This is a genomic window from Halomonas sp. MCCC 1A11062 (assembly GCF_021404355.1).
GTDB lineage: Bacteria > Pseudomonadota > Gammaproteobacteria > Pseudomonadales > Halomonadaceae > Halomonas > Halomonas aerodenitrificans.
Window position 1 is genome coordinate 1 of the sequence record NZ_JABFTW010000056.1, and the last position, 1561, is coordinate 1561.

1 protein-coding gene is annotated in these 1561 nt (G+C 67.3%); it reads right to left on the reverse strand.

Annotated features, from left to right (window positions below; translation table 11 throughout):
* A partial coding sequence (tssI, locus tag HOP58_RS22740) for a type VI secretion system tip protein TssI/VgrG (protein ID WP_234261912.1) occupies nucleotides 1–1561 on the reverse strand: 1561 nt, incomplete at both ends.

Genomic DNA, 1561 nt, shown 5'->3' on the forward strand with positions numbered 1-1561 from the left:
CCCTGTACCGTGAGGTGCTGGTTGGCGACGGTTTGCTCATGGCGCTCGCCGCGCACGGTATGGTGCTCGTCGGCGTGGATCTCGCCGATGCGGTCGTGGTGCACGGTGAGGAAGCTGTCGTTGCCGATCTCTTCGGTGCGGTCGTTGTTGGTCAGCAGCTCCAGGTCTTTCTGGGCGTGCAGCCAGATCTGCTCTTCGCCGGCCTGGTCCTCGAAGCGAAGTTCGTTGAAGCCTTCGCCTTTGTGACTCTGGGTGCGGATGACGGTACGGGTCTTGTGTACCGGCAGTTCGTAGGGCGGCGTGTTGACGGCGTGGTAGGTGCGCCCGGTGATCAGCGGTTGATCCGGATCGCCCTCGAGGAACGACACCACCACCTCATGCCCAATCCGCGGAATGGCCATGCTACCGTAGCCGCCGCCGGCCCAGCCCTGGGAGACGCGTACCCACGCGCTCGCCGTTTCATTGGGTTCGGCGTAGCGATCCCAGGGGAACTGGACCTTGACCCGGCCGTGCTCGTCGCAGTAGATCTCTTCGCCCTCGGGGCCAACGACGAAGGCGATCTGCGGGCCATCGACGCGGGGCTTGGCGTTGGGCGTGGGGCGCCAGGCGCGGTCGGCGGGGGTGAGGATCAGTTCGTTGTCGAACTTGGTCATCTGGCCCATCCCTGCCGCGTCACCTTGGGTGACACCATCCTCTTCCAGCGCCTGGGGCTGGCTGCCGGTGTGCTTGACCTTGACCACCTGCCAGTCGCGGTTGAGTTCATCGAGATCGTGGTCGGTGAGGGTGAACTTGACCCCGGGGGCGAGCTCGGGCAGGTCGCTCTCGGCGGCGCAGGTCAGGGCGCCGCTTCTGAGGTGCTCGAGGCGGATGCGGGTGAAGGCGTCGCCGGAGGCGTCGGCCTTGTAGCGCCCGGGGTAGTCGTAGTGTTCGTAGTCGTCCCGTTGGGCGTGCTCTTCCAGGTTACCCGCGGCGTGCTCGTGAAGCTGCGCATAGGCGGGGTTCTTGAACGAGTAGTCCTTGAGCGTGACCGAGGCCGGGGCGACCCGGGCGAGCTGCTGGAGCTTGCGCACGTGGCGACTCGGCGGGGTGCCGCCGGCGCGGCCGTGGTAGGTGCGCTCGCCCAGGTGGGCCAGGGTCTGGGGCGCATCGGCGAACACCAGACGATGGGCACCGTTCGGCGTGTCTTCGAACTCATGGAAGTAGAACAGGCCCTCTTCGGCGGCCAGGCGCTCGACGAAGGCGAGATCGGTCTCCCGGTACTGCACGAGGAATTCTCTTTCCGCCAGGTCGCGGGTGACGGCGAAGGCGACGTCGGTGAGGCCACGCTCGTCGCACAGGGTGTTGAGTACGGTAAGCGGCGAGACCTGCTGGAAGATGCGCGAGTTGTGGCGCAGGTCGAGACGCCACAGCGCCGGGCGGGCGACCAGGGAGTAGAGCGTGCGGCGATGGCCGCGGTCGCCGCGACCGAACTCGCTGACGACGGCGTGGACCCGGCGCAGCACCTCGCCGTCCTGCCAGATCGTCAGGCTCACCGGGCGGTCGAGCAGCTCGGTGGCGGAGA